24 protein-coding genes are annotated in these 22,741 nt (G+C 72.0%); 12 read left to right on the forward strand and 12 right to left on the reverse strand.

Going from position 1 to position 22,741, the window contains the following annotated elements:
- Nucleotides 1–160: 160 nt before the first annotated feature.
- The gene (locus tag M1P99_RS11055) at nucleotides 161–571 is read left to right on the forward strand and encodes an NUDIX domain-containing protein (protein ID WP_304452558.1); all 411 of its coding nucleotides are present in this window, start codon (nucleotides 161–163) and stop codon (nucleotides 569–571) included.
- An 80-nt stretch (nucleotides 572–651) separates the two neighbouring features.
- On the opposite strand, the gene M1P99_RS11060 is transcribed toward M1P99_RS11055, so the two are convergent.
- Nucleotides 652–1,248: a TetR/AcrR family transcriptional regulator gene (locus tag M1P99_RS11060; protein ID WP_304452559.1), complete on the reverse strand. Its 597-nt coding sequence runs from the start codon at nucleotides 1,246–1,248 to the stop codon at nucleotides 652–654.
- A gap of 167 nt (nucleotides 1,249–1,415) precedes the next feature.
- Between M1P99_RS11060 and M1P99_RS11065 the strand changes: the two genes are divergently transcribed.
- On the forward strand, nucleotides 1,416–2,396 hold the full coding sequence (locus M1P99_RS11065; RefSeq protein WP_304452560.1) for a chlorophyllase: 981 nt from the start codon (nucleotides 1,416–1,418) through the stop codon (nucleotides 2,394–2,396).
- A 27-nt stretch (nucleotides 2,397–2,423) separates the two neighbouring features.
- Here M1P99_RS11065 and M1P99_RS11070 read toward each other — a convergent pair whose 3' ends face one another.
- Complete coding sequence (locus M1P99_RS11070; protein WP_304452561.1) at nucleotides 2,424–3,647, reverse strand: MFS transporter; 1,224 nt, start codon at nucleotides 3,645–3,647, stop codon at nucleotides 2,424–2,426.
- Nucleotides 3,648–3,712: 65 nt separating this feature from the next.
- Here M1P99_RS11070 and M1P99_RS11075 point away from each other — a divergent pair, with 65 nt between their 5' ends.
- Complete coding sequence (locus M1P99_RS11075) at nucleotides 3,713–4,114, forward strand: MerR family transcriptional regulator (RefSeq protein ID WP_304452562.1); 402 nt, start codon at nucleotides 3,713–3,715, stop codon at nucleotides 4,112–4,114.
- Between the two features lie 105 nt (nucleotides 4,115–4,219).
- Here M1P99_RS11075 and fabI read toward each other — a convergent pair whose 3' ends face one another.
- The 4 genes from fabI to pdhA all read right to left on the reverse strand — a co-directional run bounded on the left by fabI (nucleotide 4,220) and on the right by pdhA (nucleotide 8,724).
- Nucleotides 4,220–4,993: an enoyl-ACP reductase FabI gene (gene fabI / locus M1P99_RS11080; protein WP_304452563.1), complete on the reverse strand. Its 774-nt coding sequence runs from the start codon at nucleotides 4,991–4,993 to the stop codon at nucleotides 4,220–4,222.
- A gap of 203 nt (nucleotides 4,994–5,196) precedes the next feature.
- Nucleotides 5,197–6,648, reverse strand: a complete 1,452-nt coding sequence (locus M1P99_RS11085) for a dihydrolipoamide acetyltransferase family protein (protein ID WP_304452564.1) — start codon at nucleotides 6,646–6,648, stop codon at nucleotides 5,197–5,199.
- Nucleotides 6,645–7,637, reverse strand: coding sequence for an alpha-ketoacid dehydrogenase subunit beta (locus tag M1P99_RS11090; RefSeq protein WP_304452565.1), 993 nt, complete (start codon nucleotides 7,635–7,637; stop codon nucleotides 6,645–6,647). Before M1P99_RS11090 ends, M1P99_RS11085 begins: the two co-directional genes overlap by 4 nt.
- 1 nt (nucleotide 7,638) lies before the next feature.
- Nucleotides 7,639–8,724, reverse strand: coding sequence for a pyruvate dehydrogenase (acetyl-transferring) E1 component subunit alpha (gene pdhA / locus M1P99_RS11095; protein ID WP_304452566.1), 1,086 nt, complete (start codon nucleotides 8,722–8,724; stop codon nucleotides 7,639–7,641).
- A gap of 285 nt (nucleotides 8,725–9,009) precedes the next feature.
- Here pdhA and M1P99_RS11100 point away from each other — a divergent pair, with 285 nt between their 5' ends.
- Both M1P99_RS11100 and M1P99_RS11105 read left to right on the forward strand, forming a co-directional pair.
- Nucleotides 9,010–10,140 carry a hypothetical protein gene (locus M1P99_RS11100; protein ID WP_304452567.1) on the forward strand — a complete coding sequence of 377 codons (1,131 nt, stop codon included), beginning with the start codon at nucleotides 9,010–9,012 and terminating at the stop codon, nucleotides 10,138–10,140.
- A gap of 121 nt (nucleotides 10,141–10,261) precedes the next feature.
- Entirely contained in the window at nucleotides 10,262–10,759 is a 498-nt protein-coding gene (locus M1P99_RS11105; RefSeq protein ID WP_304452568.1) for a phosphoribosyltransferase, read from the forward strand.
- A 149-nt stretch (nucleotides 10,760–10,908) separates the two neighbouring features.
- On the opposite strand, the gene M1P99_RS11110 is transcribed toward M1P99_RS11105, so the two are convergent.
- Together M1P99_RS11110 and M1P99_RS11115 are read right to left on the reverse strand one after the other, a co-directional pair.
- The gene (locus tag M1P99_RS11110; protein ID WP_304452569.1) at nucleotides 10,909–11,172 is read right to left on the reverse strand and encodes a hypothetical protein; all 264 of its coding nucleotides are present in this window, start codon (nucleotides 11,170–11,172) and stop codon (nucleotides 10,909–10,911) included.
- 219 nt (nucleotides 11,173–11,391) lie between these two features.
- Nucleotides 11,392–12,759, reverse strand: coding sequence for an MFS transporter (locus M1P99_RS11115; RefSeq protein WP_304452570.1), 1,368 nt, complete (start codon nucleotides 12,757–12,759; stop codon nucleotides 11,392–11,394).
- 462 nt (nucleotides 12,760–13,221) lie between these two features.
- Here M1P99_RS11115 and M1P99_RS11120 point away from each other — a divergent pair, with 462 nt between their 5' ends.
- Entirely contained in the window at nucleotides 13,222–13,416 is a 195-nt protein-coding gene (locus M1P99_RS11120) for a hypothetical protein (protein ID WP_304452571.1), read from the forward strand.
- Between the two features lie 49 nt (nucleotides 13,417–13,465).
- A complete protein-coding gene (locus tag M1P99_RS11125) occupies nucleotides 13,466–14,167 on the forward strand; it encodes a CBS domain-containing protein (RefSeq protein ID WP_304452572.1) in 702 nt (233 codons plus the stop codon).
- Between the two features lie 62 nt (nucleotides 14,168–14,229).
- Here M1P99_RS11125 and M1P99_RS11130 read toward each other — a convergent pair whose 3' ends face one another.
- Nucleotides 14,230–14,895: a CBS domain-containing protein gene (locus M1P99_RS11130; RefSeq protein ID WP_304452573.1), complete on the reverse strand. Its 666-nt coding sequence runs from the start codon at nucleotides 14,893–14,895 to the stop codon at nucleotides 14,230–14,232.
- A 179-nt stretch (nucleotides 14,896–15,074) separates the two neighbouring features.
- A complete protein-coding gene (locus M1P99_RS11135; RefSeq protein WP_304452574.1) occupies nucleotides 15,075–16,022 on the reverse strand; it encodes a GlxA family transcriptional regulator in 948 nt (315 codons plus the stop codon).
- A gap of 69 nt (nucleotides 16,023–16,091) precedes the next feature.
- Here M1P99_RS11135 and M1P99_RS11140 point away from each other — a divergent pair, with 69 nt between their 5' ends.
- Both M1P99_RS11140 and M1P99_RS11145 read left to right on the forward strand, forming a co-directional pair.
- Nucleotides 16,092–17,057: an NADP-dependent oxidoreductase gene (locus M1P99_RS11140; RefSeq protein ID WP_304452575.1), complete on the forward strand. Its 966-nt coding sequence runs from the start codon at nucleotides 16,092–16,094 to the stop codon at nucleotides 17,055–17,057.
- 334 nt (nucleotides 17,058–17,391) lie between these two features.
- Nucleotides 17,392–18,522 carry an endo-1,4-beta-xylanase gene (locus tag M1P99_RS11145; RefSeq protein ID WP_304452576.1) on the forward strand — a complete coding sequence of 377 codons (1,131 nt, stop codon included), beginning with the start codon at nucleotides 17,392–17,394 and terminating at the stop codon, nucleotides 18,520–18,522.
- Between the two features lie 91 nt (nucleotides 18,523–18,613).
- On the opposite strand, the gene M1P99_RS11150 is transcribed toward M1P99_RS11145, so the two are convergent.
- Together M1P99_RS11150 and M1P99_RS11155 are read right to left on the reverse strand one after the other, a co-directional pair.
- On the reverse strand, nucleotides 18,614–19,327 hold the full coding sequence (locus tag M1P99_RS11150) for a polysaccharide deacetylase family protein (RefSeq protein ID WP_304452577.1): 714 nt from the start codon (nucleotides 19,325–19,327) through the stop codon (nucleotides 18,614–18,616).
- A 156-nt stretch (nucleotides 19,328–19,483) separates the two neighbouring features.
- Nucleotides 19,484–20,116, reverse strand: coding sequence for an MBL fold metallo-hydrolase (locus M1P99_RS11155; protein WP_304452578.1), 633 nt, complete (start codon nucleotides 20,114–20,116; stop codon nucleotides 19,484–19,486).
- Between the two features lie 296 nt (nucleotides 20,117–20,412).
- Here M1P99_RS11155 and M1P99_RS11160 point away from each other — a divergent pair, with 296 nt between their 5' ends.
- The 3 genes from M1P99_RS11160 to M1P99_RS11170 all read left to right on the forward strand — a co-directional run bounded on the left by M1P99_RS11160 (nucleotide 20,413) and on the right by M1P99_RS11170 (nucleotide 22,741).
- On the forward strand, nucleotides 20,413–20,802 hold the full coding sequence (locus M1P99_RS11160) for a DUF302 domain-containing protein (RefSeq protein WP_304452579.1): 390 nt from the start codon (nucleotides 20,413–20,415) through the stop codon (nucleotides 20,800–20,802).
- Between the two features lie 140 nt (nucleotides 20,803–20,942).
- Complete coding sequence (locus tag M1P99_RS11165) at nucleotides 20,943–21,212, forward strand: metal-sensitive transcriptional regulator (RefSeq protein ID WP_304452580.1); 270 nt, start codon at nucleotides 20,943–20,945, stop codon at nucleotides 21,210–21,212.
- A 131-nt stretch (nucleotides 21,213–21,343) separates the two neighbouring features.
- Nucleotides 21,344–22,741, forward strand: coding sequence for an MBL fold metallo-hydrolase (locus M1P99_RS11170; protein WP_304452581.1), 1,398 nt, complete (start codon nucleotides 21,344–21,346; stop codon nucleotides 22,739–22,741).

The raw sequence follows: 22,741 nt of genomic DNA on the forward strand, positions 1-22,741 counted from the left end.
GGCCGGTACGTCGGCCTGTCGACAAGGCGCCCTGTCGTCATCTCGTCCTGACGGCAGGGCGCTTCTCCCTGTCCGGGCGCTTGGTCTCCACGGCGGCCGCCGCAGTTCCGGGTGCAGCGCTGAGGCGTCCATGCACGCACGGGCGGCCTAGCGTGGACCCATGCACACCACCCAGCCACGCGGCGCCGTGGCCCTCATCACCAACAGCCGCGGCGAGTACCTCCTGCACCTGCGGGACGACATCGACGGCGTCGTCTGGCCCGGACACTGGTCCCTCCTCGGCGGCGGCTGCGAACCCGGCGAGACACCGCGCCAGGCCGTCGTCCGCGAACTCCAGGAGGAGGCCGAGCTCGTCCTCCCCGAGCTCACCGAACTGTGCGAGGCCCCCGACACCCTGGGTTCGGGCCTGCTCGTCACCTTCTTCACCGGTACATGGGACGGCGACGCGGGCGCGCTCCCCCTGCACGAGGGGCAGAAGCTCGACTGGTTCGCCCCACGGCTCCTGGACTCCCTGCCCATTCCACCGTTCGCGCGCCGGGTCCTGAACGACCACCGCGCGGCAGGCATCTGAGCCGCCGACCCATATTCCAGTGACGCCGGACCATCGAGCACTGCATGCGCAGCCGGGTTCCAGCGCTGCTGGAAAGGGGTTCAGGACGACTGTGTCACCCGCAGTCCGCGCAGGAGCAGCTCGATCAGTCTGCGGGGGTCGTAGTCGGGGTCGCTCTCACGTCCGACGCAGAGGTTGCCGATGCCGCGCATCAGCTCGATCGCACGAATGTCGGGCCTGATCTCCCCGGCGTCGACGGCGGCGTCGAGCAACTGCCCGCAGACGGGCACCAGCCGGTCGAGGAAGTAGGCGTGCAACGCGTCGAAGCCGCCGCCACCCGACTGCATGGCGTGGGCGAGTCCGTGCTTGGTGACCAGGAAGTCGACGAAGAGGTCGACCCACCGCCGGAGCGCCGAGAACGGGGAGTCCGCTTCGGCCAGCAGGCGCGGACCGGCCTCGGCGCAGGCCTCGACCTGGTGCCGGTAGACGGCGATGACCAGGTCCGACCGCGTCGGGAAGTGCCGGTAGATCGTCCCCATCCCGACCCCCGCCTCGGCCGCGATCGCGCGGATGGGCGCGTCCACACCGGAGGCGACGAACACCTTTGCGGCGGCGGCCAGCAGCGTCTGCTGGTTGCGCCGCGCATCCGCCCTCTTGCCCCGGGACGGCGACTCCCCGGACTCGCCTGTGGTGGCCACCACGCTCTCCTCCGATGCTCGTTGACAAAACGGAACAGCGCTCCGTATATTAATCGGAACGACGCTCCGCTTTCAGTCTAGCCGAGCCCGTCACTCCTGCCCGCCTCGCCCCGCCGCCACCGACCGGTGCGGCCGGAAGCAGAGGCCATCGAAGGGACACACGCATCATGAGCGCATCCACACGCACGGCCGAGAACCTCGGCACGCCCGCCCCCGCCCTCTCGGTCGGCCCGGTGGTCCTGCCGACCCCCGACCGCGCGGTCGACCTGCAGGTGCGGGTCTCCACCCCCATGAGCGGGGACGGCCTGCCGGTCATCCTCCTCTCGCACGGACAGGGCTTCTCGAACCACTTGTCCTCGCTGCACGGCTACGCCCCTCTCGCGCAGTACTGGGCGGCGCACGGCTTCGTCGTGATCCAGCCGACCCACCTGAGTTCGCGGACGCTGGACCTGGACACCGGCGCCCCGGACGCGCCGATGTACTGGCGGTCGCGGGCCGAGGACATGACGCTCATCCTCGACCGGCTCGACGAGATCGAGGCCGCCGTCCCAGGGCTCAGCGGGCGCGTGGACCGCGGCAGGATCGCCGTGGCCGGGCACTCGATGGGCGGGCACACCGCGAGCCTGCTGTTGGGCGCCCGGCTCACCGACCCGCTCGACGGAGCCGAGGTCGACCTGGCCGACCCCCGGATCAGCGCGGGCGTCCTGCTGGCCGCACCCGGCCGGGGCGGCGACGCCCTCACCGAGTTCGTGAAGGAGAACTACTCGTTCCTCGCGACCACGGACTTCTCCACGATGACGGCACCCGCGCTCGTGGTCGCCGGGGACCAGGACGCCTCCGAGCACCTGACGGTCGAGGGCCCGGAGTGGCACGCCGGCCCCTACCGCCTGGCCCCGGGTCGCAAGACCCTGCTCACCCTGTTCGGTGCCGAACACGGGCTCGGCGGCATCTCCGGATACGACGTCGCCGAGACCACGGACGAGAGCCCCGAGCGGGTCTCCGCGGTCCAGCGGCTCACGTCGGCCTACCTCTGCACCGAGTTCTACCCCGGTGACCCGGCCTGGCGGGACGCCTGTGCGGAACTCACCAACGGCCCCGACCCGGTCGGACGGGTCGAGGCCAAGGGGTACGGCGCGGGCCCGGCGTAGGCACGCTGCCCTCCGGGACCGGTCCCCTCAGGCGCCGGTGTCCGTTCGCGTGGCGGGGAACCCGTGGGTGCGGGCCGCGACCACCACGATGAGCACCGGCACCAGGAGCACCGGGACGCTCCAGGCGAACGAGGTGTGGTCGAGCCGCGTGAGCAGGACCCCGCCCACGACGCCGCCCGCGGCCATGGCCGCGTTCCACAGGGTGACGAACATCGACTGGGCGGTGTCGGCGGCGTCCCCGCCCGCGTCGGCCACGGCGGTCTGGAGCAGGGTGGGCACGCCGCCCCATCCCAGGCCCCACAACGCCACCGCGGCGTAGACCGCCGCCGGTCCACCCGACGACAGGGCCAAGAGCGTGGCGGCCACCCCGACCAGAAGCGTGGCGGCCACGGTGAGCGCGCGCAGCCGACGGTCGACCCCCGCTCCCACCACGGCGATACCCACCAGGGAGGCGATGCCGAAGACCAGTAGTACGAGGTCGACGGACGCGCCCATCCCGATCCGGTGCAGGAACGCGGCGATGTAGGTGTAGAGCACCGTGTGGGCCAGGACGAACACCAGGGTGACGAACAGGACCGGCCCGACGCCCGGCAGCGCGAGGGTCCGCAGGAGCGGGGTCCGCGCGCCGGGCCGTCGGCCGGGACGGTCGGGGACCAGGGCGAGGATCCAGCCGATCAGCGCCGCGGTGAGCACGCTCATCACGGTGAAGGCCACCCGCCAGCCGACCTGCCCGCCGAGGAAGGTGCCCGCGGGTACCCCCAGGGACAGGGCGATCGGGATGCCCGCCATGACGACGGCCACGGCCCGGCCCCGCAGGTGGGCCGGTACGAGGGCGCGCGCGTAGCCGACCAGCATCGCCCACACCAGTCCCGCCGCCACGCCGGCGGCGAACCTCGCGGCCATGGTGAGCACGTAGTCCGGCGACACGGCCGTGACCGTGTTGGCGACCGCGAAGGCCCCCATCGCCGCCAGCAGCAGCCGTTTGCGCCGCCAGCCCAAGGTGGCGGAGGCCAGGGGGATCGCGGTGAGCGCGGTACCGATGGCGTACACCGTGACGGACTGGCCCATCGCGGACTCACCGACTCCCAGATCGGCGCTCATGGCGGGGAGGACACCGGCGGGGAGGGTCTCGGTCAGGCTCGTCACGAAGACCGCCGTGGCCAGGGCGAGCAGGGCGGGCAGGGGCAGCCCGCTCCCCTGGGAGCGGGAGGGGCCGGTGGTCGGCGCCTGCGTGGTGGCATCAGATCTCATGCGGAGTATCGTCGAACCCTCACATCTATGTGAAGGTCAACGGGACGGAACATGAGGTGAGCCACATGCGCATCGGCGAGCTGGCGGAGCGTACGGGCGCGTCGCGGCGGCTCCTGCGCTACTACGAGGAACAGGGGCTGATCACTCCCGAGCGCTCGGCCAACGGCTACCGGGAGTACGGCGAGGCCTTCGTGGACCGGATCGCGCAGATCCGTGGACTGCTGGACGCGGGGCTGCCGACACGGATCATCAAGCAGGTCCTGCCCTGCCTGAACACACCGCGGGCGCTCTACTTCCCCGACGCCACCCCGGAGATGATCGCGGTCCTGGAGCACGAACGCGACCGGATGAACGACCGCATCCGTTGCCTGACCCAGAACCGGGACGCCATCTCCGCCTACCTGGACGCCGTGCGCGACGGCGCCCCGCCACCGACCGAGGTCGCCGCCCCGGGCACGTCCTCGTGAACCGGTGCCGGACGCCTTGTCGACACGGCGACACAATGACACGACGACACGGCGACACGGCACGAGGGCCCCGACCGGGTACCGGTCGGGGCCCTGTCCTCCCGGTCAGACGAGGGGGGCGCCCATGGCGTGGTAGCCGCCGTCCACGTGCAGGACCGTGCCGGTGATCGCCCGCGCGGCCGGGGACATCAGGAACAGCGCCGGTCCGGCGACGACCGTGGCGTCCTTGGTGTCCCACCCGAGCGGGGCGTGGTCGCCCCAGGAGTCGGAGATCTGCGAGAACCCGGGGATCGAGCCGCCCGCCAGGGACTTGATCGGACCGGCCGCGATCGCGTTGACGCGGATGCCCTCGGCGCCCAGGTCGCGGGCCAGGTACTTGGTCGAGTTCTCCAGCACGGCCTTGGCCGAGCCCATCCAGTCGTAGACCGGCCAGGCGACACTCGCGTCGAAGGTCAGCGAGACCACCCCGGCGCCGTGCGGAGCCGCGTCGAGCAGGCCGCGGAAGCCGACGGTCAGGGCCTTGAGCGAGTACCCGGACACGTGCACGGCGGTGGCGACGTCCTCCCACTCGGTGTCGAGGAAGTTGCCGCCCAGCGCCTTCTCGGGTGCGAACGCGATGGCGTGCAGCACCCCGTCCACGTGGTCCCAGTGCTCGCCGACCGCCGCGGCGGTCTCCGCGATCTGCTCCGGGTCGGTGACGTCCATGGGCAGGACGGCGACGGGCTCCTTCGGCAGACGCTTGGCGATCCGCTCGCAGATCGAGAACTGCCGCCCCGGCGGGTTGGTGACGATCACCTCGTGGCCCTGGTTCATGGCCTCCTCCGCGATCGCGTACGCGATGGAGGACTGGGTGGTGATGCCGGTGATGAGCAGGTTCAAAGCGCCCCCTGGTGGATTCTTCGCTCGCTCAGGCAAGCTATCGACAACCGGGCGATTCCACCGCTGTGGAGTGTCACAAGAAATCCGCGCGGACTTTGAACCGGCCCGGGGGCCGGTAGCCGCCGGAAAAGGAGTGGGCGCCCCGGGGTGCCGACTCCCCGGGGCGCCCGGCCAGGTGCCGCCGATCGGCGGCGGGTCGGCGGCTACAGGTCGGCGATGGCCGCGGCCGGGTTCTCCATGGCGTCGGCGACCACGCGCATGAACCCCGCCGCCGCTCCGCCGTCGCACACCCGGTGGTCGAACGCGAACGACAGCTGGGTGATCTTGCGGGCGACCACCTCGCCGTCCACGATCCACGGGCGGTCCAGGATCCGGCCGAGGCCGAGGATGGCGACCTGCGGATGGTTGATGATGGCGGCGCTGCCGTCCACCCGGAGCGAGCCGTAGTTGTTGAGGGTGAACGTGCCCGCGTTCATGCGTGCGGGGGAGACCGTCCCCTCGCGTGCCTCCCGGGTCAGCTCCCGGATCCGCGCGTCGAGTTCACGGGTGGTGAGCCCGTGCGCGCCCATGACGGCGGGCGCGACCAGGCCGCGGTCGGTCTGGACGGCGAGGCCGAGGTTGATCCCGTCGTACTGGACCAGCTCACCGCGCTCGGTGTCGACCAGGCCGTTGAGCTCGGGGAAGGCGCGCAGACCCGCGACGACGAACCGGGCCACGTAGGCGAGCAGGCCCGGGCCCTCGGGGTCGGACCTGCGCAGCCGGACGAGGTCGGTGGCGTCGACGTCGACCCAGACGGTGGCCTCGGGGATCTCCCGGCGGCTGCGGGACAGCGAGGCGGCGACGGCCTTGCGGAACCCGCCCATCGGGGTCCGCGACGCCTCCGCCAGCCCGGTCCGGGCGTCGGTCGCGGGCGTGGCCGCTGTCGCCGCCGTGGCCGCCGGGCCGGACTCGTCCGGTGCCGCCGGAGCGGGCACGGCCGCGGTGGCGCGGGCGGACTCGACGGCGGCGCGGACGTCGCGGCGGGTGATGAGCCCGCCGGGGCCGCTGCCGGGCACGTCGGCGATCCGCAGCCCCGCCTCGCGCGCCATCTGGCGCACCAGGGGAGAGGTCACCAGCGGTACCCGCCGCGCCCGGGCCTCCCCGGCGGGCGGGCCCTCCGGGGGGACCGGCGCGCTCGCGGACACGGGTGTGCCCGAGCCGGGCGGGGCGGCGGGCGTCGACGGCTGGGCACCGCGCGCGGGCGGACGGCCGCGGGGCCTGCGGCGGCGTCCCGTGGTCTGGGTGTCGGGGGTGCCGTAGCCGATGAGGACGTTGCCCGACCCCGTTCCGGCGCGCTCCTCCTCGCGGTAGCGCTCGCCCTCCGGCGACACCGCCGGGGCCGCCGGGGCCGCCGCCGGTGCGGTGTCCGCGGACGCGTCGGCGGCGACGCTGATCAGCGGTCGGCCGACCGCCATCACCTCGCCCTCGTCTCCGTGCAGCTCACTGACGGTGCCCGCGAACGGCGACGGCACCTCCACGATCGACTTGGCGGTCTCCACCTCCACGACCGGCTGGTCCACGGCCACGGTGTCCCCGACCGCGACGAGCCACCGGACCACCTCGGCCTCGGTCAGCCCCTCGCCCAGGTCGGGGAGGTCGAAGGTCTGCGTGCTCACTGGTCCTCCCACTGCAGGTCGTCGACGGCGTCCAGGACGCGGTCCACGCTGGGCAGCTGGAAGCGCTCCAGCTTGGGCGGGGGGTAGGGGATGTCGAAGCCGGTGACGCGGCGGACCGGCGCGGCCAGGGAGTGGAAGCAGCGCTCGGTCACCCTGGCGACGATCTCCGAGGCGACGCCGGCGTACCCGCTGGCCTCGGCGACGACGACCGCGCGTCCGGTGGAGCGGACCGCCGCGCACACGGTCTCGTCGTCGAAGGGCACGAGCGAGCGCACGTCGACCACCTGGAGGCTGCGGCCCTCCTGGGCGGCGGCCTCGGCCGCCTCCAGCGCGGTGGGCACGGACGGGCCGTAGGCGATGAGGGTCGCGTCGGTGCCCTCACGGCGGACGACCGCTCGCCCGATGCCGGGACGGGGCTCGGTGAGGTCGACCTCCTCCTTGGCCCAGTACAGCTTCTTCGGTTCGAGGAAGACGACCGGGTCCGGGGAGGCGATGGCGTCGCGCAGCAGGGCGTAGGCGTCGGCGGCGGAGGACGGGGCGACCACGGTCAGGCCGGGGGTGTGCGCGTAGTAGGCCTCGGAGGAGTCGCAGTGGTGCTCCACCCCGCCGATGCCGCCCGCGTAGGGGACCCGGATGACCATCGGCAGCCCGACCCGGCCGCGGGTGCGGTTCCTGGTCTTGGCGACGTGGCTGACGATCTGCTCGAAGGCCGGGTAGGCGAACGCGTCGAACTGCATCTCCACGACGGGTCGCATGCCGTTCATCGCCATGCCCACGGCCATGCCGACGATGCCGGACTCGGCGAGCGGGGTGTCGAAGCAGCGCTGTTCGCCGAACTCGGCGGTCAGCCCGTCGGTGATCCGGAAGACGCCGCCGAGGGGGCCGACGTCCTCGCCGAAGACGTACACGGTCTCGTCCTCGGTCATGGCGTCGCGCAGTGCCCGGTTGAGGGCCTGCGCCATGGAGAGCTTGGTGGGGTCCGTCGCCATCTCAGTGGCCCTCTCTGCTCAGCTCGTCGGCCAGGAAGGCGGCCTGCTCGGTCAGCTGCGGCGTCGGTTCGGCGAACACGTGGGCGAACAGCTCGGCGGGGTCGGGTTCGATGTCGCGGGCCAGCCCTTCGCGCATGGCCGTGGCCACGGCCTCCGCCTCCTCCGCGATGCGCTCCCTGCGGGCCTTGGTGAGCACGCGCCGGCGCTTGAGGTAGGCCTCCATGCGCACGATCGGGTCGCGGGCCACCCACGGCTCGACCTCGTCGTCCGTGCGGTAGCGGGTGGCGTCGTCGGCGTTGGTGTGCGCCTGCACGCGGTAGGTGTGCGCCTCGACCAGGCTCGGCCCCTTCCCGGCACGGGCGGCGGCGACGGCCCGGTCGAGGACGGCGAGCACGGCGGCGGCGTCGTTGCCGTCCACGCGCTCGCCCGGCACCCCGTAGCCGACGCCCTTGTGGGCCAGGGAGGGGGCGGCGCTCTGCTTGGCGAGCGGGACGGAGATCGCGTACTCGTTGTTCTGCACGAAGAACACGACGGGTGCCTGGAACACGGCGGCGAAGTTGAGCGCCTCGTGGAAGTCGCCCTCGCTGGTGGCGCCGTCGCCGCACAGGGCCATGACGACCGTGTCCTCACCGCGCAGGCGGGCGGCGTGCGCGACGCCGACGGCGTGCAGGAGCTGGGTGGCCAGCGGCGTGGCCTGGGGCGCGACGCGGTGGGCGTAGGGGTCGTAACCGGAATGCCAGTCGCCCTTGAGGAGCGTGAGCACCTGGACCGGGTCGACGCCGCGCGCGATGACCGCGGCGGTGTCGCGGTAGGTGGGAAAGAGCCAGTCGCCGTCGGCGAGCGCGAGGGCGGCCCCGGTCTGGCAGGCCTCCTGTCCGTGGGAGGAGGGGTAGACGGCCAGGCGGCCCTGGCGGACGAGGGCGCCCGCCTGGTCGTTGACCCGGCGACCGGTCACCAGGGAGGCGTAGGCGGCCAGCAGCCGGTCGTTGTCGGGGAACGGCAGCGGCGGGTCGGCGACCGGCGTCCCGGTTTCGTCGAGCAGCTGGACCGGCTGCTCCGAGGGGAGCAGCTCCTGGTCACCGGCCATGCTTCTACCTCCTGTACGGCGGAGAGATGTACAGGAACATGGTGCTGTTTGTTGCCATATGTTCGCTAGTGACCCAGATAAGTCAAGATTATGTCGTTTCACTGCCGCCAAAATCGGACCAAGCGTCCAGAGCTGTGACGCGGAACACTGGCCCGCGTGGACAAGTGGTCCAGGTCACCGGCAGGCGCGGGCATCGGTGGGAGGCCCTACACTCCGCCCGGAGCCGCCGTAGGGCCGTCGCGGCGGACGACAGGCGAACAAGTCAGCACGGAGAGGCGTGATCGAATGCGGCGCGTGACCAGGGCAGCGGCCCCCGCGCTCACCCTGATGGCGGCCGTCGCGGCCTGTGGCCACCCGTCGGAGGAGCCATGGGACGTGACCACCGACGTGGGCGCGCTCGCACCCGCCCCGCTCGACCTCCGCGAGGAGCACAGTCTGGTCTGGTCCGGTTCGGAGGTCCTGGTCTGGGGCGGCCACGGCGCGGGCGGACAGCACGACTCCTTCGACGACGGAGCCGCCTACGACCCGGCGTCCGACTCCTGGCGTGAACTGGCCGCGAGCGGCCTGGAGTCGAGGACCCGCCACAGCGCCCTCATGGTCGGCGACCGGATGCTCGTCTGGGGCGGCTTCACGCCGACGCACTCCGGTGGCGCGGACGCGCACGTGGCCGCCGACGGCGCCTTCTACGATCCCGACGACGACACGTGGGAGCCGATCGCGCGGGCACCGGAGGGCCGGACACTGGCCCGGGGCGTGGTCGCGGACGGGCACGTCGTCTTCGGCGGCGGCAGCGGAGAGCAGGGCCAGGAGGAGTTCCTCGTGTACACGCCCGGCCAGGACGACTGGCACACCGTTCCGATCGGCGACGGGACGGGGAACTTCACCGTGCTCGACCTGGCGGCCCGGGGCGGCACCGTGGTGGCCGCCGGGGTCTCCTCCGGCGAGTTGGGGGCGGTGGTGTTCCGGGTGGGCGACACGGCCACCGGGATCCGGGACCTGTCCCACGTCGCGGAGTACGACGGCGGGAACGTCTCCGCCGGGCTGGCGGCCTCGACGGCGGGCGACCTGTTCCTGGCGGCGCGGAGCGGCGAGACCGCGAGCCTGTTCGAACTCGACGGGGAGGGGCGTGCGGAGCTGGTGGAGGAGCGCGAGTACACCGACTTCCGTCCCCCCGTCTCGGCCGCCACCCATCCCCTCCTGGCGGGAGGGATGGACGCCGTCGACGGCCTGGCGCTGGTGGCGACCGCGCCCGGCGAGTTCAGCCTGTGGGACCCGGAGTCCGGGCGGACCTACCGGCAGCAGACCGAGGGACTGGGCGACTACTGCGGACCCCTGGTCCCGGTCGCCGACGACGCGCTGCTGGGCTGGGGCGGCCTGTGCGCGTCCACCGGGGTCAGGGTGGACCTCGACACATGACGGGGTCCGCCGCCCTGTCCCGGGCGCGGGGAGGCGCGGGCATAGCATGAACCGGTGTCCGGGCGCCGCCACCTGCGACGGGACCCGCGGGGGCACACCACACCACGGGGAGGGGAACCGCGTGAGCGACGAGCGCGAGAATCTGAGCTACGAACTGTTCGGCACCGCGATGCGGGATCTGGCCACGGCGATCGCCGACGACGGGTTCGAGCCGGACATCATCCTCTCGATCGCCCGCGGCGGCCTGTTCGTGGCCGGCGGCCTGGGGTACGCGCTCGACGTCAAGAATCTGCACGTGATGAACGTCGAGTTCTACACGGGCGTCGGCACCACGCTCGACCTGCCCGTCATGCTGCCGCCCGTGCCCAACGTGGTGGACCTGAGCAGCAAGAAGGTCCTGGTCGCCGACGACGTCGCCGACACCGGCAAGACCCTCAAGCTCGTCCACGACTTCTGTGCCGAGCACGTGGCCGACGTCCGCAGCGCGGTCATCTACGAGAAGCCGCAGTCGCTGGTCAAGTGCGAGTACGTGTGGAAGCACACCGACCGGTGGATCAACTTCCCGTGGTCCGTCCTGCCGCCCGTCGTCACGCGCCCGGACCAGGTCCGCGACGCGTGACGGGTCCGCTCGGACGCGCTCGGCCGACAGGGCCCCGACGAAGGGCGTCGGCCCCGCCCGCGTCGGCCCCGTAGCCGGACGTCCGGCAGGCGGTGACCGCGCCCGGCCCGAACCACTACGGCCCGAGCGGCATCCCGGTCAGGGCCCCGTCAGTGCACGGCCCCCCAGGGACGGTGTCGGCACCCGGCCTCGGGGCACCCCTGCGGAGGGTGCGACTTGTAGATGTGGGTGGTGAAGTCCATGACCGCCATGTCGAGAGTGTCGTCACCGGTCTCGGTGTGCTCCATGAGCACCCAGTCCACTCCGTACCGGCGCTCGACGCCGCTGATCGTCCAGGGCCAGTGGTTGCGGCTCCAGACCTGATCGCCGACCGTCACCTTCCTGCCGTCCCTGGTGCGGAATCGCTGGGGCATCGCTCACCTCTCGGACTCGACCGTCGCCGGACATCGGATCACAGGGGAGGCCCGGGAGCCAGTGGCTTCGCTGTCCGGAACCGGACAGCGCGATCGACCGGGTCGGCGGGGTCGGCGGGTGTTTCACGTGAAACGGCCGCCGACCCGGACCGGGCGGGGGTCCGGGGCGACGAGTCGGCGTAGCGCCAGGTCGACACGTCGACTCGTCGCCCTCGCGGCCTACACCCGCTCGTCCTCGTGGGCGTCGTCCGCGTGCAGGTCGACGCCGCTCGGGTCCTTCACCAGCGAGACCGCCACGAAGGAGACCGCGCACGCCACCACGATGTAGGCACCGATCGTCCACGACGCGTCGAACGAGGTCAGCAGGAGCTCGGCGATCATCGGCGCGAACGCGCCACCGACGATCGCGCCGAGCGCGTAGCCGATCGAGACACCCGAGTAGCGGACCCCGGCGGGGAACATCTCCGCGTACAGCGCCGCCTGGGGGCCGTAGCTCAGGCCCATGCCCAGCGTGAACAGGAAGAGCGCGAGGAAGTACATGAGGATGTTCCCCGTGTCGATGAGGAACCACATCGGCACCGACCAGGCCGCCAGCATCGCGTAGCCGATCTGGAAGGTGCGCACGCGGCCGATCCGGTCGCACAGCCAACCGCCGTAGAGGGTGGAGGCCAGCCAGCCGAACGAGGCGAGCGTGGTCGCCAGCAGGACCGGGCCGCGCTCCATCCCGAGGCCGAACTCCTCCACGGGGCGGGAGGCGTAGGTGGCCAGGAACGCGATGAGCAGGTACCCGGCCGCGTTGTTGGCCAGGAAGATCAGGGCGGAGAGCACGACCTCGCGGGTGTTGTTCCTGAACAGCGTGCGCAGGGGCGCCGACGCCTCGGCGCGCAGTTCCTGCATCTGCTGGAAGACGGGGGACTCCTCCACCGACTTGCGGATCAGGTGGCCGACGATGATCAGCAGGAACGAGACCAGGAACGGAATGCGCCAGCCCCACTCGACGAAGGCGTCCGGCCCGATGATCGCGGTGATCGTCCAGACGACGAACGTCGCGAGGATCATGCCGCAGGGGACACCGATCTGCGGGTAGGCGCCGAAGAAGCCGCGTCGGCCGACGGGGGCGTGCTCGACGGACATCAGGGCCGCGCCGCCCCACTCACCGCCGGCGGAGAAGCCCTGGAGCACCCGCAGGGTGATCAGCAGGACGGGCGCCGCCACGCCGATCTGGGCGTAGGTGGGCAGCACGCCGATGAGGAAGGTGGCCAGGCCCATCAGAACGAGGGTGGCCACGAGCACGCGCTTGCGGCCGAACCGGTCGCCGAGGAAGCCCGCGACGACGGCGCCCAGCGGACGGAACAGGAAGGAGATCCCGATGGTCGCGAACGACAGCACCTGGGCGACGGCGGGGCTGGAGTCGGCCACGGGAGCGAGGTACAGCGGGGCGAGGACGAGCCCCGCGGCCTGCGCGTAGACGAAGAAGTCGTACCACTCGATGGTGGTGCCGACCATGGTGCCCGCGAGGACACGACGTCTCTCCCTGGACTGGTTGACGGCTCCCGTCGGGGGGATCGCGGGGTCGGACGTGGCCATGGGCGCTCCGTTCGTTCTCGACCGGCGCTGGTGGGGCCGGTTTCCTCTGAAGCACGCGCCCCGAGTGGGACGCGCACTAGGACACCATGCCATGTGACCCACCGCACTTTTCAAGCCGGATCCCCCTTTTCGCAGTTGAGTGGGGATGTAGTGACCGAATGGTCGGTTAGTGTAACCGTCCCTTCGGGCCCGGGCATCGCGCTCCGGGCACCCCTGACGGAGACCTCCTCGCACGCGTGTTCCGCCCGCGACCTGCCCTTTCTCCGCACCCGCGCCGAACCGGACCCTGCCGTCGACCGGCACCGCGGGGGTACGAAGGTCCGTCCCGAATGGGGCCGTGGGCACTGTGCCCCGGCCGGACCGGGTGCGATCTTGGAGGTGGGCGGGACCGCCGGGACCGCCGAGCACAGCCGGTGCGCGGACCGGGCGCCCAGGACCGACGGGCGACCGCTGGGAGGGTCCATGACGATGCGCCGCGTCAACGAGGGCGCCGAGCAGCACCTGGACATCGGCGCGCTGGAGGAGCGGATCCGCCGGCTGGAGGCGCGCGTGTCCGAGCTCTCCGCCCAGATCGAGGATCGGTTGTCGGCTCTGTCCGGCACCGATCCGGACGCCCGGACCAGGGTCCGGGACCAGGAGGATCCGCCGCGCACGTGAGGACGACCGCCCGCCGTCGTCTCGCGGCGGCGGGTGGAAGGAGCGTGAGATGAACGCGACCACGGTCGGCGACGTCATGACGAGAGAGGTGTTCTCGGTATCCGAGGACACCGGGTACCGGGAGATCGTGAAGATCCTGCTCTCCCGCCGGGTCAGTGCCCTGCCGGTGACCGACCGGTCCGGCCGTGTGGTCGGGGTGGTGTCCGAGGACGACCTTCTGCACAAGGAGGAGTTCGCCGCCAAGGACGCCGGCGACTCCTACTGGCCCCCCGTGCGCGCCCAACTGCGTTCACGCCTGACCGCGACCGGGCTCCGCGGGGACAGCGCCGCGAGCAAGGCACCGGCGGTCCGTGCGGGCAGCCTGATGACCAGGCCCGCGATGACCGCCGACGCGTCGATGACGGTCATCGACGCCGCCCGGTCGATGGAGCGCCGGGGCGTGAAGCGGCTTCCCGTCGTCGACCACTCCGGTGTTCTGGTGGGCATCGTGGACCGGCGCGACCTGCTGAGCGTCTACCTGCGCGAGGACGACGACATCGCGCGTGCGGTGGACGCGGAACTCGGCGCCGTCGACGAGGACGTGGCCGCGTCGGTCGAGGACGGCGTCGTCACGCTGACCGGGTGGCTGCGGCTGCGGTCCACCGCCGAGGCGCTGGTCGACCGGGTGCGGCGGATCGAGGGTGTGGTCTCGGTGGAGGACCGCCTGGTCTGGCGTTCCGACGACGTGCTCCGCTACGTCCGCAGGGGCTGAGGCCGGACGGCGGTCCTTGGGGCCGGACCGCGGTCACAGCCCGCGGACGGCCCCGTCCGGTGTCAGCTCGTGCCGGGGGACGGAGCCAGGTCGTCGTACTCGTAGGAGATCAGGTTGTCGACGGCGACCACCCCTTCGAGTTCACGGATGGTGTGCCCGATCCTGGAGACGTCGGAGCGGCGGTACGCCGCGCCCTCCAGTGCGACGACCCCTCCCGCCACATCGACACGCACGTCGGTGGGGCCGGACAGGAGGCGCGCGACCTCGTCGAGCACCGTGTCGCGGAGCCGGTCGTCGCGGACGAAGAAGACGCCCAGCAGGTCGACGCGGCTGACGATCCCCTCCAACCGCCCCTCGCCGTCGACCACGGGCAACCGCTTGACGCCGTGGCGGTGCATCAGCTCGGCCGCCTCGCGCGCCTCGGTGTCACTCCGGACGGTCACCGCGGGGGAGGTCATGAGCTCGCGTGCCACCGACCCCGTGCGCTTGCGGCGATCGATCCTCGACCGGTAGGACTCCAGGGCACTCCCCTCCTCCGGTTCGGGATCCTCCACCTTGAGGACCAGGTCGGCGTCCGAGACGACACCGATCACGCGGTGGTCCGCGTCCACGACGGGCAGCGCGCTGAACCCGTTCGTGCGCATGACGACCGCGATCTCCTTGAACTTCGCGTTCTCCGACGCGGAGACGACCCGTGGGGACATCAGGTCACCGACCCTGCTCGTCATCGCCGCACCTCCGTGGCCGCCGCTCTCACCACGAGCCTGACCCCACGGCCCCGTCGGCGGGAAGGAGCGGACGTCCCTCGGTCCTGGACCGTTCGGCCCCGAAGCGGGTCGAGGTGTCGACACGACGACCTGGTGACACGGCGATACGGCGACCTGGCGACAGGTCGACCGGCGGGCGGTCAGGCCGCGCCGCGGAAGGTGCGCCGGTAGGCGACCGGGGAGACGCCGATCGCCGCGTGGAGGTGCTGGCGCAGGGACGTTCCCGTGGCGAAGCCCACCTGGGTCGCGATCTCGTCCACCGGGAGGTCGCAGGACTCCAGCAGGTGCCGCGCACGTTCGACGCGCTGGCGGATCAGCCAGCGACCGGGGCTCGTCCCGACCTCGTCGTGGAAGCGGCGGGAGAAGGTGCGCGCGCTCATGCGGGCGTGGGCGGCCAGGTCGGCCAGGGACAGCGGTTCGTGCAGGCGCTCCAGCGCCCACTGGCGGGTGGCGGAGGTCCCGTCGTCGGGCGCTTCCGGGACCGGCCGCTCGATGTACTGGGCCTGACCTCCGTCACGCCAGGGCGGCACCACGCACACGCGCGCCACGTGGTTGGCGACCTCGCTGCCGTGATCGGCGCGGATCAGGTGCAGGCACACGTCCACACCGGACGCGGCACCCGCCGAGGTCAGCACGTCGCCGTCGTCGACGAACAGCACGTCCGGGTCCACGTCCACGTTCGGATACCACCGGCGGAAGACGTCCGCCAGGCACCAGTGGGTGGTGGCGGGCCGGCCGTCCAGGCGGCCCGCGGCGGCGAGCACGAAGGCGCCCGTGCAGATGGACACCACGCGGGTTCCGGGGCGGATCCGCGCCAGCGCGGAGGCGAGGTCCGGGGACAGCTCGCGCTCGATCCTGGCGGAGTCATAGGGCGGGATCACCACGGTGTCCGCGGTGCCCAGTAGCTCGGACCCGTGCTCCACGGTGAGCGAGAAGTCGGCGTTGGTGACCACCGGCCCGCCGTCGACGGAACAGGTGAGGACCTCGTAGCGCCCCTCGGCGCATCCGAAGACGCGGTTCGGGATGCCCAGTTCGAACGGGTACACCCCGGCCAGGGCGAGGACGACGACTCTATGGGGACGCGACATGGCACGATCCTATCGAAAAACGGCAATCTTGCCATGGCCGTGGCGCGGAGTCTCGGCCAGGCTTGAGCCATGAACGAGAACACGAACGACGCCCCCACCATGCGCGCCATCAGCCAGGACGTCCACGGCGGCCCCGAGGTCCTCACCGAGACCACCGTGCCCCGGCCGGCCCCCGGCCCCAGCCAGATCCTGGTCGCCGTCCACGCCGGCGGCCTGAACCCCACGGACTGGAAGCACCGCGCCGCCGGCCTGTTCCTCGATCGGCTTCCGCTGGTCCTGGGCTGGGACGTCTCCGGCGTCGTCGAGGCCGTCGGCTACGGCGTCACCATCTTCAAGCCGGGCGACCGGGTCTTCGGCATGCTCCCCTACCCCCACGGAGTGGGAGCGCACGCCGAGTACGCCGTCGGGCCCGCCCGCGCGTTCACCCACAAGCCGGACGGCATCGACCACGTTCAGGCCGGTGCGCTTCCGCTCGCCGCGCTCACCGCCTACCAGGCGCTGGTCGACACGGCCGGTGTCGGGAACGGGACACGGGTCCTCGTGCACGCCGCGGCCGGCGGTGTGGGCCACCTCGCCGTGCAGATCGCCAAGGCCCGCGGGGCCCACGTCATCGGCACGGCCAGTGCCGGCAAGCACGACTTCCTGCGCGAGCTCGGGGCCGACCAGGTCGTGGACTACCGCAACGAGGACTTCACCGAGGCCGTCGAGGACGTCGACGTCGTCCTGGACCCGCTCTCGGGCGAGACCCGCACACGCTCGCTGGACGTCCTCAAGCCCGGCGGAGTCCTGGTGTCACTGCTGCCCGGCCAGGACCCGGACGAGGCGGAGCGGGCGGCCCGCCTCGGCGTGCGGGTGGAGACGCTCCTGGTCGAGGCCGACCACGCGGGCATGGCGGCGATCGCCGCCCTCGCGGACGAAGGGCGGCTGCGGGCCCACGTCCAGGCGACGTTCCCGCTCGCCGAGGCCGCCAAGGCCCACGCCCTGGGCGAGACCGAGCGGACCACGGGCAAGATCGTCCTGGTCGTGCGGGACTGAGCACTGCCGCCGGGGGCGGGCTGCGCCTCCTCCCATCGCCGGGCCCGGCGCGGACCGGGCCCGGCGATCCGGCGCCGTGGATACACGACGGTGAGCCGAAACTATCGAAGCCGACATTCCTTTTCCGTCCTACTCCGACACGCGCCCACCACGCCACCACCACCGCCTCCACCTGCGATTCCGCAGACAGAAGAGCCACGGTTTCCACCCTCGCAGAGAAGAGCTCTCCCGACCTGCGGGTATTGACGCACACTTCGCGCAAGATCTAATGTCGGGAGTAGTTAATTTCCGAAACATTTCGGAAACTTATCCCCGCGAGGATTGGAGACCCCCCGTGCGACCGATCCGCACCCTTCCCGCACTCCTCACAGCGACCGTTCTGGCGCTCCCCCTGGTGACCGCGGCCGCCGTCCCCCCGGCGGAGGCCGACGGGCGCACGGCCGCACCCGCCGCCGCGTGGCACCACCGGCTGCGCGACGCGGCGCCCGAAGGAACGGTGATCGGAACGGCCGTCGCCGGCGGCGGCCACCACGACAGCCAGGACTACCCCGACCCCTTCACCCACGACCGGCGCTACGTGCGGCTCATGGCCGAGCAGTTCAGCTCCCTGTCACCCGAGAACCAGATGAAGTGGGAGTACCTGCGCCCCGACCAGGACACCTACGACTTCGCCGCGGCGGACGCCATCGTCGAGTACGCCGAGGCCAACGACCAGGTCGTCCGCGGGCACACCCTCCTCTGGCACAGCCAGAACCCCGACTGGCTGGAGGAGGGCGACTTCTCGCCGCGGGAGCTGCGCGCACTCCTGCGCGAGCACATCACCACCGTCGTCGGCCGCTACTCCGGCCGGATCCACCAGTGGGACGTGGCCAACGAGATCTTCCGGGACGACGGGGAGCTGCGGACGGAGGAGAACATCTGGATCCGCGAACTCGGCCCGGGGATCGTCGCCGACGCCTTCCGGTGGGCCCACGAGGCCGACCCGTCCGCGGAGCTGTTCCTGAACGACTACAACGTCGACGGAATCAATCCCAAGAGCGACGCCTACTACGCCCTCGCCCAGGACCTGCTGGACCAGGGCGTGCCGCTGCACGGCTTCTCCACGCAGGCGCACCTGAGCCTGCAGTACGGGTTCCCCTCCGACCTGGAGGACAACCTGCGGCGCTTCGACGAGCTCGGCCTGAACACGGCCATCACCGAGCTCGACGTGCGCATGGCGCCGGACGGGCGCAACCGGCCGAGCAGGGCCCAGCTCGTCCAGCAGGCCGACTACTACCGGCAGGCGCTGGAGGCGTGCCTGAACGTGGAGGGGTGCCGTTCCCTCACCATCTGGGGGTTCACCGACAAGTACTCCTGGGTGCCGCACTTCTTCGAGGACGAAGGGCACGCGACGGTCATGACGGACCGCTTCCAGCGCAAGCCCGCCTTCTACGCGCTGCTCCACACCCTGGCCGACGCCCGCTAGGGCACGCGCCCCGGCCCGGATCGGCGGCGGGGTCCGGCGCCTCCTGTCCGGAGGAGCCGGACCCCGCACGTCCCGGCGCCGCGGCTCCGCGCTACGCGCGCACCGCGGGCACCGCGGGCAGGGTGAAGCGCCAGCCGTCGGCCTGGAACTCGGGGACGACCAGCTCCACGGCCTCGACGGTCTGGCTCCGGTCGCCCATACCGTCGTGCATCAGGACCACCGACCCCGGCTCGATCCCCGTCCGCAGCCGTTCGACCAGCACGTCGGTACCGGGCGGGTCCCAGTCGACCACGTCCAGGCTCCAGCCCAGCGGCTGCAGGTCCAGGTCGGCGGCCACCTGCGGCGTGCCGCCCCAGGAACCGTAGGGCGCGCGGAAGTAGGGGATGTCGGCGCCGGGCACGGCCTCGTGGATGGCGTCGTTGGTCGCCGCCAGGTCCCGGCGGACCTCGTCCGGCCCCCAGCCGGCCATGTCGTCGTGGTCCATCGTGTGGTTGCACAGGACGTGGCCCTCGGCCACGATCCGCCGGACGATGTGCGGATGCCGCCGCACCTGTTCGCCCACCACGCAGAACACGGCCTCGATCCGGCGGTCGCGGAGCACGTCCAGCAGCCGGGGCGTGTGGACCGGGTGGGGACCGTCGTCGAAGGTCAGGGCCACCGCCCTGCCGCCCTCCCGGGTGGAGTCGACGATCTCCGGTGTGGCGGCGGGCCGCGCGTGGGCCGGGGCCGCCGCGCTCAGGACGAGTCCGACGGACAGCACGGCCGTCAGCCAACGGCTCCTCGGGGGTCTGGTCCGCTGGGGCACAGGAGTCTCCTCGACCGAAAGTTTCCGCAGATTTTCGACACAGTTGGGCTTGAACCGTAGAAGGCACCGGGAGGGGAGTCAACGACCCGGCGAGGGCTCGGAGTGTCACCGTCCTGCCGCCGTCCACATGTCGACATGGCGACCCGCCGCCGGGGGTCAGACGTCGGTCGAGTCCCCGATCTCCAGCCGGCTGTTCTCCGACGGGGTCAGCGACCCCACCATCCTGTCGAAGACGGTGGTGCCGACCGGGCTCAGCAGAGCGTCGTGGACGTCGATCGTGCGCGTCGGGGCGACCTCGCGCACGTAGTCCACGACCTCCTGGGTCTTGCTCCACGGCGCCGCCAGCGGGAGCAGCAGCGTCTCCACCGGGCTGTCGGGCACGGTCAGGGCGTCTCCGGGATGGAAGAGGGAGTCCTCGACCAGGAAGCCCACATTGGCGATCCGGGGCACGTCGGGGTGGATGACGGCGTGGTACTCGCCGTGGACCCGCACGCTGAAGCCGGCCGCGGTGAAGGCGTCCCCGTGGCCCACGACGTGCACACGTCCGGGGAAGGCGGACGAGAGCCGGTCGGCGACGGCACGGGTCGTCCACACCCGGGTGGCCGGGTCGGCTTCGAGCGCCTCGCGCACCCGGGCCTCGTCGAAGTGGTCCGGGTGCTCATGGGTGATGAGGATGGCCTCGGCGCCCGCGAGTTCGTCCCCGGAGCCGAACAGGCCGGGGTCCAGGACCAGGGCGCGGCCGTCCCTGTCCAGGCGAACGCAGGAATGGGTGTTCTTCGTGAGCTTCATGGCCGGCTCTCTCGTGGGGTACTCGGGAGGCCGTCCCCGAGCGCGGACGGCCGTCCCAGTGTTCCCGGTTCCGGGTCCCGAACGCAGCACCGATCCCGCCCTGTGTCGACGGAGCGGGAGGCGTCGGCCGGAACGGGGCCGGCATGGCCGCGACGCGGTTCGGCCGTGTCGGGCCGGGCCGCTCCGCCGGCAGGGGCCGGTGTTTGCGTCCTCGCACGTCGGGTACCGGCCACCACGATCCGTGTGGGACGGCAAGGACGCCCCAGGAGCTCGCGCTTTCGAGGGAGGGACAGGCCATGGACTACGCCCGGACGATCACCGTGGACATGCCGTACCGGGACGCCGTGCCGAGGGTGAAGGAGGCCTTCAAGGCCCAGGGGTTCGGCACGTTGACCGAGATCGACGTCCAGGCGACGTTGAAGGAGAAGTTGGACCTGGAGATGGAGCCCTACCTGATCCTGGGCACCTGCAATCCCCATCTCGCGCACCGGGCCCTGGAGGTCGATCGGGAGATCGGGCTGCTGTTGCCCTGCAATGTGGTGGTGCGCGCTCAGGAGCACGGCACCCTTGTCCAGGCGTTGGATCCGCAGGTGATGGTGCGTGTGCCCGAACGCGAGGAACTGCGCCCCATCGCCGAGGAGGCCGACGCCCGCATCCGGGCCGCTCTGGAATCGCTGACGTCCTGAACGCCCGTGACGTTCGAGGACGCGGCGCCCGGGCCCCGGGGCTCGGCCGCGTACTCCGGGAGTCCGCTGGTGCCGGGCGGAGGCCCGGCCGCGGAGAACGGATACGGGGGTACCTTGAACGCGGTGGAAGGCGGTGGAACATGGACGTGTCCCCGGAGTCGGTGGGCGATGCGCTCACCCGGCTGCGCCGTGCGCAGGGTCAGCTGGCCGGTGTGATCTCGATGATCGAGGAGGGTGAGGACTGCGCGGCGGCACTCACCCAGCTCGCGGCGGTCTCCCGTGCGCTGGACCGGGCGGGCTTCAAGATCGTGGCCAGCGGGATGAGGCACTGCCAGGCCGCGCGCGAACGGGGAGAGGACCCGCCCATGACCGAACGGGACTTGGAGAGGCTCTTCCTTTCCCTGGCCTGACGGAACGCGCGGCGCACGGGGTCGCCGCGCCTGCCCTGACCCGCGTGATACCCCCCCGGGTGTGATACGGGAGGTAGGGAGCGCTCACTCGACGCATGGACCCGCGGGGCGAAGCAAGGAGAGTGATCACGATGGCTTCCGGCATCGACGTCCAGGTGATCGAGACGTCCTCACTGGGCGACCGCAGTTACCTGGCCACGGACGGCGAAGTGGCGCTGGCGGTCGATCCCCAGCGCGACGTCGACCGCGTCATCGCGCTGGCCGGGCGTCTGGGAGTGCGCATCACCCACGTGCTGGAGACCCACCTGCACAACGACTACGTCTCCGGTGGGCTGGAACTGTCGCGGCTGACCGGCGCGACCTACGCGATGGCGGCCGACGACAGGGTCTCCTTCCAACGGATGCCGATCGCCGACGGCGACGTGGTGGAGGTCTCCCCGAATCTGCGGGTGCGTGTCATCGCCACCCCCGGACACACCTTCCACCACCTCTCCTACGCGTTGGAGGGGCCCCAGGGAGTCGAAGGCGTGTTCACCGGAGGTTCGCTGCTGTTCGGCACCACCGGGCGCACCGACCTGCTGGGCCACGAGCACGCCGAAACGCTGGCCCGCCACCAGCACGCCTCCGCGCACAAGCTCGCCGACCTGCTCCCCGAAGGCGCGCACGTGTGGCCCACCCACGGCTTCGGCAGCTTCTGCTCGGCCGCCCAGACCGAAGGGGACGCCTCGACCGTGGGGCGGGAGAAGGAGCTCAACCCGGCGCTGCGCCTGGCCTCCGAGGAGTTCGTCACCGAGACCCTGTCGGGCCTGGACGCCTACCCCGCCTACTACGCCCACATGGGGGTGATCAACCTCGACGGCCCCGACCCGGTGGACCTGCGCGCGCCCACCACCGCGGATCCGCTCCAGCTGCGTCGGCGCCTGGACGCGGGTGAGTGGGTCGTGGACCTGCGCCACCGCAGGGCCTATGTCCGGGCGCACCTGGCCGGCACCGTCAGCCTGGCCCTGGACGGCTCGATGGCCACCTGGCTGGGCTGGATGATCGACTGGGGAGCCCCGGTCACCCTCCTCGGCGAGAGCACCGAACAGGTCGCGACGGCCCAGCGCGAGCTGGTGCGGATCGGCATCGACCGTGTCGCCGCCGCGGCCACCGGCGCCCCCGAGGACCTCGCCGCCGCACCCGACCAGGTCCGCAGCATGGACACCGCCGACTTCGCCGCCCTGTCCGCTGCCCTGGAGGGGTCGGCCCCCGACGGCCTGCCGGCGCCCGAGGTGGTGCTGGACGTGCGCATGGGCAACGAGTGGAACGCCTCTCACGTCGTCGGCGCCGTGCACATCCCGTTGCCCGAGTTGCCCCACCGCCTCGGTGAGGTCCCCGACGGAGCGGTGTGGGTCCATTGCGCCAGCGGCTACCGTGCCACCGCCGCGGCCTCGGTGCTGGCCCGCGCCGGCCGAAGCGTCGTGGTCGTGGACGACGCCTTCGACACCGCGGCCGACCAGGGCGTCCCCATGACCGCCGAACCCGCCTGA

Source organism: Nocardiopsis sp. YSL2 (assembly GCF_030555055.1).
In the GTDB taxonomy this organism is placed as follows: Bacteria; Actinomycetota; Actinomycetes; order Streptosporangiales; family Streptosporangiaceae; genus Nocardiopsis.